Origin of the sequence: Nodosilinea sp. LEGE 07088 (assembly GCF_015207395.1) — a bacterium.
GTDB lineage: Bacteria > Cyanobacteriota > Cyanobacteriia > Phormidesmidales > Phormidesmidaceae > Nodosilinea.
In genome coordinates, this window is sequence record NZ_JADEWX010000223.1 from 1 (window position 1) to 8,103 (window position 8,103).

At 59.9% G+C, this 8,103-nt stretch carries 9 protein-coding genes; 4 read left to right on the forward strand and 5 right to left on the reverse strand.

The genetic code is table 11. The features are described 5' to 3' along the window. Positions 1 to 42: 42 nt before the first annotated feature. Positions 43 to 807 carry a uroporphyrinogen-III synthase gene (locus tag IQ254_RS27880; RefSeq protein WP_313887589.1) on the forward strand — a complete coding sequence of 255 codons (765 nt, stop codon included), beginning with the start codon at positions 43 to 45 and terminating at the stop codon, positions 805 to 807. Beyond that, entirely contained in the window at positions 783 to 1,376 is a 594-nt protein-coding gene (coaE, locus tag IQ254_RS27885; RefSeq protein ID WP_193969415.1) for a dephospho-CoA kinase, read from the forward strand. The genes IQ254_RS27880 and coaE overlap by 25 nt, the downstream gene beginning before the upstream one ends. A 311-nt stretch (positions 1,377 to 1,687) precedes the next feature. On the opposite strand, the gene IQ254_RS27890 is transcribed toward coaE, so the two are convergent. The 5 genes from IQ254_RS27890 to IQ254_RS27910 all read right to left on the reverse strand — a co-directional run bounded on the left by IQ254_RS27890 (position 1,688) and on the right by IQ254_RS27910 (position 6,535). After that, positions 1,688 to 1,948, reverse strand: a complete 261-nt coding sequence (locus IQ254_RS27890; protein ID WP_193969416.1) for a DUF4926 domain-containing protein — start codon at positions 1,946 to 1,948, stop codon at positions 1,688 to 1,690. A 5-nt stretch (positions 1,949 to 1,953) separates the two neighbouring features. Continuing rightward, the gene (locus IQ254_RS27895) at positions 1,954 to 2,283 is read right to left on the reverse strand and encodes a DUF6883 domain-containing protein (RefSeq protein WP_193969417.1); all 330 of its coding nucleotides are present in this window, start codon (positions 2,281 to 2,283) and stop codon (positions 1,954 to 1,956) included. Positions 2,284 to 2,382: 99 nt separating this feature from the next. After that, a complete protein-coding gene (locus IQ254_RS27900) occupies positions 2,383 to 4,905 on the reverse strand; it encodes a DNA methyltransferase (protein WP_193969418.1) in 2,523 nt (840 codons plus the stop codon). A 5-nt stretch (positions 4,906 to 4,910) separates the two neighbouring features. After that, the gene (locus IQ254_RS27905; RefSeq protein WP_193969419.1) at positions 4,911 to 5,360 is read right to left on the reverse strand and encodes an SRPBCC family protein; all 450 of its coding nucleotides are present in this window, start codon (positions 5,358 to 5,360) and stop codon (positions 4,911 to 4,913) included. A gap of 203 nt (positions 5,361 to 5,563) precedes the next feature. Further along, positions 5,564 to 6,535 (reverse strand): class I SAM-dependent methyltransferase, encoded by a 972-nt coding sequence (locus tag IQ254_RS27910; RefSeq protein ID WP_193969420.1) that lies wholly within the window; start codon positions 6,533 to 6,535, stop codon positions 5,564 to 5,566. A 156-nt stretch (positions 6,536 to 6,691) separates the two neighbouring features. On the opposite strand from IQ254_RS27910, the gene IQ254_RS27915 reads away from it, so the two are divergent. Continuing rightward, positions 6,692 to 7,225: an LptA/OstA family protein gene (locus IQ254_RS27915; RefSeq protein ID WP_228041171.1), complete on the forward strand. Its 534-nt coding sequence runs from the start codon at positions 6,692 to 6,694 to the stop codon at positions 7,223 to 7,225. 83 nt (positions 7,226 to 7,308) lie between these two features. Continuing rightward, positions 7,309 to 8,037: an LPS export ABC transporter ATP-binding protein gene (gene lptB / locus IQ254_RS27920; RefSeq protein WP_193969421.1), complete on the forward strand. Its 729-nt coding sequence runs from the start codon at positions 7,309 to 7,311 to the stop codon at positions 8,035 to 8,037. Positions 8,038 to 8,103: the final 66 nt, after the last annotated feature.

The following is an 8,103-nucleotide window of genomic DNA, read 5'->3' on the forward strand; positions in this document are numbered from 1 at the left end:
GTATAAGAGACACCCCTACCCCTCTCCCAAAAGACCATCCTCATCACCCGCGCCACCGAACAGTCCAGCGCCTTCGCCGATCTCCTCACCGCCCAGGGTGCCCAGGTGATCGATTTCCCGGCTTTAGAGATGCGTCCGCCGTCGAGCTGGGTGGAGCTGGATGAGGCGATCGCGGCTCTCCCCACCTTTCAGTGGCTGATCCTCACCTCGGCCAACGCGGTGCATTTCTTTTGCGATCGGCTGCTGGATCAGGGTAAGGATTTACGTGCCTTGAGTTCACTGAAGATTGCCGTTGTGGGCCGCAAAACGGCAGCGGTGCTGCGGCAGCGGGGGATCATTCCCGACTTTGTGCCGCCTGACTTTGTGGCCGATTCCCTGGTCGCTCACTTTCCTGAACCGGCGATCGGGCAGCGGCTGCTGTTCCCCCGGGTGGAAAGCGGTGGCCGTGAGGTATTGGTGCAGGAGTTTACCGCTGCCGGGGCTGAGGTGGTAGAGGTGGCGGCCTACGAGTCGGGTTGTCCGGCGGAGCCAGATGCCCAGGCGCTGATGGCGCTGAAGCAGGGGCGGGTGGATGTGATCACCTTTGCCAGTTCTAAGACCGTGGTGCACACCGCCCAGCTGTTGGAGCAGGGGTTAGGCGAGGGCTGGCAGAAAATGCTGGAGACCGTCGCGGTCGCCTCCATTGGCCCTAAAACCTCCGATAGCTGCCGCCAGCTGTTGGGCCGGGTCGATATTGAACCCGCAGAGTACACCCTGGATGGACTGACGGAGGCGATCGCCACATGGGCCAGCGCATCATCGGGCTGACCGGGGGCATTGCCACCGGCAAATCGACCGTGGCAGATTATCTGGCGCGGGTTCACCACCTGCCGGTGCTGGATGCCGATGTCTATGCCCGCCAGGCGGTGGAGCCGGGGTCTGCGGGGTTGGCGGCGATCGCCGCCCGCTACGGTGATGTTGTGCTCAACGACGATGGCAGCCTGAACCGGGGGCAGCTGGGGGACATCGTCTTTAACCAGCCTGCCGAGAGAGCCTGGCTAGAACAGCAGATTCACCCCCTAGTGCGCCGGTGTTTCGCCGAGGCCATGGAGCATTTGGCCCATGCCCCGGTGGTTGTGCAGGTGATTCCGCTGTTGTTTGAGGCCAATCTGACCGACCAGGTGAGCGAAACTTGGGTAGTGACCTGCCCAGAATCCCTCCAGCGCCAGCGACTAATGGAGCGCAATGGTCTGACGATTGACCAGGCCCAGGCCCGCATGGCCAGCCAAATGCCCCTGGCGGAAAAGGCGGCGCGGGCCGATGTGGCGATCGACAACTCGGGCGACCTCTCCGCCCTCTTTCGCCAGGTGGACGAGGCGCTGGGTCGCGTTATCTAACCCTGGCTGGGAGGCATGACATAGCGGGTCAGCACGCGTATGATTTCGTTGATGCGCCTGGTGGGCTGGGGTTTGCTCCATTCGCGGACTTCGGCAAAGCCGAGTCGGTACAGCTCATGGACGATGCGATCGACGCCGTGGGCGCTGCCGTCGCTCGAAATGTAAATGCTTAACTAATGTCAGCTTAGAGGGCTAAAAGCTAGCAACCTCGCAAACTTTGTGTTGGCCTTAACCTTGAGAAAATGAAATTAACCCGTAAGTTCAGCAGGTCGCATTGGGGTGATCGCGGCCTGTCAAAGAAACTTCCCTCTTTAACTCGCCAGCGGTAGTTCGTAACGCAAGGGCAGTAATTCATCCAGCGTCAACATCGCCATCGCATATTCGCGGCCATCCAAATCCGCAAACTCAACCAAATAGCCAGGATTTTCCCCCTCGTAAATTTCCAACACAGTGCCTACCTGCCCCGTAGGAAGCTGCTGAATCGAGTCAAACTCAGGCTCAATCAACATGAGGCGATCGCGGGCGATCGGTTTTATATTGGCAACTGTATCTAGAGTCGTTACAGGGCTCATAGCTTTTATTTGATAAACGCCGAAACCAAGCGAGGGGCAGACTGGCCAGCGCGAACCTCCCAAAGTGTCCGCAGGACAACAGAGTCACGATCGATTATGACCCAATCGACCTTATACAGTTGCCCAAATGCTGTAGAGTCTTGCTGCACGACCTCTCCATCAATAGCGGCTTGAGCGATCAATTGCCGTAAGTCCTCCGCATTGTCAGTCTTGATGCCCAGGGCTGAAGCAAAAACCCTCGCTTTATGCTTGCCCGATGAATGGTTTGGGTTAAGGCAGTAGCCCACCAGCTTATCCATGGGAACAATCGCTGATGCTCCGTTGGGAAGCTTCATGGCTAGAGGCACAGAGAATGTGAGCCTATTTTACCTTTGCCAGTTCGTGGTCAGAGAAGTCTGACAAGTTCATCGGGTTGTCTGGGGGCGATCGCCCGCTCAGGCTGTGAGGCGCTTGAGTGCCGCCGCCAGCTGCTCTGGGGCCAGGGCGGTGTCTTTGGCATGGGCCGTGTAGGGGCTGCCGGGGGTTGACCCCGCTTTCTGTAGCCACAGGGCGCAGAGGGTAGTGCGGGACGGGGCGGTGGGCCACAGCCCCTGGTGATTTGAGAGGTCAACCACGGCGGCTACCCTGGCCTCCCGCAGCAGCCAGTGGCGCAGGGGAGCGCCGTTGGCCTTGTCCCAAAACGGGTCTAGCAGCACCGCACAGCGACCGCCGGGACGCAGCAGTTGCAGACTGCGCTCTAAAAATAGCCGCGACCAGTAGAGGCGGCCCTTGCCCTCGTAGCCCTGACTGCTGTGGGGATACTGCTCAGAGCGCCGCAGATACTGCCCCAGCCAGGTGAATTGGCCCCGATACTCGGCCCAGGTTTGGGTCAGGTCAGGGTCGATGGTGAGCACCTGGCTGTGGTTGTGCAAAAAGGTAGAGGGAGCGACATCTTTTTGCTCAAACAGCGTGAGATAACGCTCTACAAAACCCTGGCGAGTGGCTTCTACTGCCCCTCGCGGGAAATGGCTCAACACCATATCAAAGCCGCCCTGATCGCGCAGCAGACGGTGGAAATAGAACCCCCAGTGGAAGGGTTGGGTGGCCTCGACATCGGCCTGGCTCAACGGGCGAGTCGGGCGGCTACCCCCAGGGTCGGGCACGCGCAAACCGAGTTGCTGGCTGCCTTCGCTCCATAGCAGGTAGGTGAGCTTGCCCTGGGCTATCTGGTTGAGTTCGTCGAGGCGATCGCGCAAAAAGTCGGCCTGGGCATAGGCGGGCACACTGCCCACTTCGGCCAGGAGCTGAGTTTGGCTGCGATAGTGCTCTAAGCGCACCTGGCGCTCGGCCAAAATCGCCTCGTAGCTGTCGGCCATCAACGGTTGTAACAGGTTGCCCTGGAGGGGTGCGGCTTCAGCGGTAGGTTTGCCCTTGGCCCGCCGTTTGGGCTGCACCTGGTCAAAGCGCTCGTCATCGACCCGAATGAGACCCATCAGAGCATTGCCCTGAAACAGGCTCAGGGTCAGGTCGGGCAGGGTTGTGAGCTCTGTGGGTCGTGTCGTGTGACGCACCCCACAGAGCCACAGTTGCAGTCTGGCCAACTCTACGGCTGGTGGCCACAGATCCAGACCGTAAAGGGTGCGCTCGGTTAGGTGCTGGTAGAGGCCCAGGGCTGGGCCATGGGGAGACGGTTGGGCCCAGTTGGGTACGTTCTTGGCCGAGTCGAGGCGGGCAATAGCGCGCAAACCCTGGGTTAAATCCATCAGCCGTTCTAGGGCCGCCACCAGAAAACGGCCCGAGCCACAGGCGGGGTCCAGCAGTGTGAGCCGCCCGATAATTTGCAGTAGTGCCCCGGCATTGGTAGGGGAAATTTCTAACAGCAGGTGATCGATAGACTGATAGCGCTGGCCCGTGAGCGCTTCAGCCCGGTCGAGCACGGTGGCGCAAATGGTGCGATCGCAAAGAGCATCCAACAGCGGTGCTGGGGTGGCGATCGCCGCTCCGTCGTGTTCATTCACCGCCTGCTCTAGCAGTTCCCCCAGGCCCCTATCCAGTCCACTGGGGTTTGCGGTCAGCAGGTCGGCCAGCCAGTTCAGGGTTGGCTCAAAGGCGGCATCGGGCAGGGGCATATGGCCCCACTTTTGGTCTAGTTCGGTAAAGCGAAAGGGCCCGGTCGGCAGAAAGGGCAGTGGTCCAAAGCGCTTCCTGATGCCCGGGGCCCGTTCTTCATCGGGCAGGGTAAACCCCTGCTGCCACAGCGGTTGCAGTACCTGGGCAAAGAAACTGTCGATCCCACGCTGCTGACTCTGGCCAAACTGGTTTTGCAAATACCACTCGTCGCGGCCCAGGTATCCCCGCTGCTGCAGCGCCGCGATCGCAATCAGCCGAGAGAGGAGCAGGGTGGCGTAGGGTAGGCGACTGGCCCCAGGTAAGCTGGGTAGGGCAACGATCAGTGCCTGCCAACTCCGGTGAAAGCCTTCGACCAGCACCGGGTCAGGCGTGACTTTGGCGGGCAGGGGGTAGAGGGTAGCCCGAGTGAGTAAACGATCTCGGTGCAGTGACAGCAGTCTTGTGGCCCAGCCCTGGGACACCTCCCCATGCACAACCACCTGGCTACCCCAGTCAGCATGATCTGACTCGCCGTTAGCCCAGCACCAAAGACTGCGTTGGCCTGGCGACTGGTTTGCCCCGTCTCGCCAGATGACTAGGCCATTCTCTAGGCGCTGAGCTAGCGATCGCAGCTGCTGAAATACCTCAGGTAGCGGGCGATCGCGCCATTCCTGCCCCTCCATCTCGACCACCAGCGCAGGCTTCCCCGCCGTTGGGCTGTGGGCCACAACCCAGGAGCGCTGAGCCTCATCCCCTGGCCAATCGCCCTCCGTCGGCGGGCCAGCCAGCCAGCCAAGGTCATCCACAAACAGCGCCTCGAACTCAAAGCGGGCCAGCCGGGTTTGTACCTTTGCTACCGTAAGGCCCATAGCGCCTAGGCCGTGGGCGGCTGCTTGGCGGCCACAGCATAGTCGCGAAAGCGGTTGAGGTCATCCTGTAGCGTGGCCTCTACCAGGCGACCTAAAAAGAGACCGTCCATCCACTTTATAATCGCCGGCACCGCGTAGGATACCGTCAGTTTGACCGTCGATCGGTCATCTTTGCCATAGAAGCGAATCGCCCCCCGATTGGGTAAGCCATCGATGGCCTCCCACTGAATAATCTGGTGGGGCACCAGACTGGTGATTTTAGAGCGCCAGGTAAACTCAAACCCGCGCGAGGCCAGTTTCCATTCCGAAATCTCAGGGTCGTCGGCAGAGATCGTCACCCCGTCGATCCACTTCATCCAGCGGGGCATTTGCTCCAGGTCAGACCACAAATCCCAAGCGGTTTCTATCGGTACATCTACATCTACCACTACGCTGTGATCGAGCCATTCACCCATGGTTTATTCCTGCCATTACTAAGGCTGTACCGATGGCGAGTCGCGAGCGCTGCAAATCCAGTACAGGTGCAAGGTGCCCTAAGGCAGCACTGAGCCTATTCTACCTGTATTTCCCCAATGGCACTGGATCTCATTCCAGCGCCGCGCAGAGGGCAAGAGACCCTAGCTTTGTGCCTCTACAGTCGCATTCACAACCATGATTGCTAAGTCGCTTTACGGGCTATGAGAGTCCGGTGGCGGGGATCACTGGGCACCAGTACAGGTGGCTCAAAGCCAGTACTCACCAAGGCGGCTTCGACATCAAAGGTGTAGTAATCATCGCTCCAGGGTTCGGTACTTTTCATCAGGGTAAACAGCACCGGGGGCAGCGCTTGAATAACAGCCGACTGGGGGTTGTTATCGACAATCGCTAGGGCACCACCGGGTCGCAGCACCCGCATTGTCTCAGCAAAAATCGCCTGGGTAGCAGTGCGAGGCAGCTCATGCACTACAAACTGCATCGTCACCAGATCAAACGATGCCTCTGAGAAGCCGGTAGACTCTGCCGGGGCATGCACCCACTGGGCAATTTCACCGCCAGCATCTTGGGTCTGGGCCACCGCTAGCATGTAGGGCGACAGGTCAAGGCCCACGGTCTGTACTGGGTGCGGTTGGGATGGCTGTTGGGCCTGTTTTTGTCCGTAGTGGCGATGCAGGCTCAGCGTTGAGATACCCACCGAACAGCCTACATCGAGAATGTCATCAACCCGGGTCGGGCCATACTGGTCGAGCACTGTCAAAAAGCTCTGCCGCAGCCGATCTTGCGCCGTCTGCCACGATAGGTCTTCGTGAGGCCAAACCCGCAGAGCCATCGCATAGGTGGCAGGAGCGGCCTCTAGGGCCGCCTGCCAGCATAGGTTGCCCTCGCTGTAGGCGTGAAAAGGAACCTGGTAATAGTCGGGGTAAACCACCGCTGGATTGGTCAATGCCGTCAGCTGCTGGCGCAGCTCAGGGGTATCTAAGGTGGCACAGGTCTGTCGCCAGGGCACGCCGTTTTTCTCGGCGGTTTTAATCATCACCTGGCGGGCCTGGCGCTTCATCAGCGCATAGAGGGCGGGCGTTTGAATGGCGCGGTTCACCAGCCGTGAGAGCAGATCGTCGCCAGCCCAGTCGGGTTTGAGTTTGGTCGGGGTCATGGGCGAGGGTTGAAGGAGTTTAGGCCAATGTACCGGATTAGGGGGAGCTGGAGTAAGTCTATCGATCGCCCTGGGTCTGGGCCAACCCGGCAAGCTAGAAGGAGAGATTGGAGTAAGATTGGAGGGCTGAGCTACATACAGGGTAAAGGGCTAACTATGGAGGGCAGCGCGCGCTGGTTTGGAATGGTCATGGCGGTGTCGATCGCCTCTGTAGCCGTTAATAGTGGTGCCCTGCCCTCGCTAGAGGGCCGCCCCGCCCAGGCTCAAGCCGGAGGCACCATTACCCTGCGATCCGATATTCAAGAGGCCAATTCGGCAACCGGCATCATTACCGCCCGTGGCAATGTGCAAATCGATTATCCAGCTCGGCGGATTCAAGCCACCTCGGCCCAGGCCGACTATTACAGTAATGAGCAGCGGATTGTGCTCAGTGGCAACGTGGTGATCAACCAGGAGGGCAACACCCTGCGGGCCGAGGTGGTGACTTATCTGGTCGATGAAGACCGCTTTGTGGCCACCCCCAACCCCAACGAGCAAGTCGAAGCGGTGTACATCCTGCCTGAGAATGAGCAACCCGGTGCCTCTGCCAGCAGCAGTGGTGCGGGCAACCAGACGGCACCGCGCCCCCCGGCAGTGCTCGACGTTAGCCCAGTCGCCGAACCCGACCAGGGAGCTCCCTTAGAGAATTAGCGGGCCGGCCAAGTCCGCCGTTGCCCCAATCGCTTTGATAGAATTTTGTCAGTTTTGCCCGTTGTATCGGCCCAGGCGCGCCCTTGAAAATCATACTTGACAACGTTCAAAAGACCTACGGCAAGCGCCAGGTGGTCAATCGCGTCAGCCTGTCGGTGGCCCAGGGTGAAATCGTCGGTTTGCTGGGCCCCAATGGAGCCGGGAAGACCACCACGTTTTATATGGCGACTGGCCTAGAGCGCCCCGACGGCGGTAGGGTTTGCCTCGACCAGATCGATATCACTGATCTGCCTATGCACCAGCGGGCCAGGTTGGGCATTGGCTATCTGGCCCAGGAGCCGAGCATTTTTCGCAACCTGTCGGTGGCCGACAATATTTTGCTGGTGATGCAGCAGACGCGGGTGCCCCCCGATGAGTACGGCGATCGCCTGCGCAACCTGCTCAAAGAATTTCGCCTGGAGAGGGTGGCCAACACCCTGGGCATTCAGGTATCGGGGGGGGAGCGGCGACGTACCGAACTGGCCCGTTCCCTGGCCTCTGGCCCCGAAGGCCCCAGCTTTTTGTTTCTCGATGAGCCCTTTGCCGGGGTTGACCCCATTGCTGTGGCCGAAATTCAGGAGATTGTGGCCAAACTGCGCGATCGCGACATGGGCATTTTGATTACCGACCACAACGTGCGCGAGACCCTGCGCATCATCGACCGCGCCTATATCATGAGCGACGGGCAGATTCTCGCCTCCGGCAATGCCGCCGACCTGTCCAACAATCCTCTAGTGCGCGAACATTATCTCGGCAAAGACTTCGCCATTTAGCATTCCACAACCAACTTACCCATCCAGGGCGCAGGCCCTGCGCCCCTCCCCCATCTCCCCATCTCC

What these genes read in the sequence shown, in the direction of transcription:
- IQ254_RS27895 (WP_193969417.1), bottom strand. Translation starts at nt 2,283, where the DNA reads ATGAAGCTTCCCAACGGAGCATCAGCGATTGTTCCCATGGATAAGCTG.
- IQ254_RS27900 (WP_193969418.1), bottom strand. Translation starts at nt 4,905, where the DNA reads ATGGGCCTTACGGTAGCAAAGGTACAAACCCGGCTGGCCCGCTTTGAG.
- IQ254_RS27915 (WP_228041171.1), top strand. Translation starts at nt 6,692, where the DNA reads ATGGAGGGCAGCGCGCGCTGGTTTGGAATGGTCATGGCGGTGTCGATC.
- IQ254_RS27905 (WP_193969419.1), bottom strand. Translation starts at nt 5,360, where the DNA reads ATGGGTGAATGGCTCGATCACAGCGTAGTGGTAGATGTAGATGTACCG.
- IQ254_RS27890 (WP_193969416.1), bottom strand. Translation starts at nt 1,948, where the DNA reads ATGAGCCCTGTAACGACTCTAGATACAGTTGCCAATATAAAACCGATC.
- IQ254_RS27910 (WP_193969420.1), bottom strand. Translation starts at nt 6,535, where the DNA reads ATGACCCCGACCAAACTCAAACCCGACTGGGCTGGCGACGATCTGCTC.
- coaE (WP_193969415.1), top strand. Translation starts at nt 783, where the DNA reads ATGGGCCAGCGCATCATCGGGCTGACCGGGGGCATTGCCACCGGCAAA.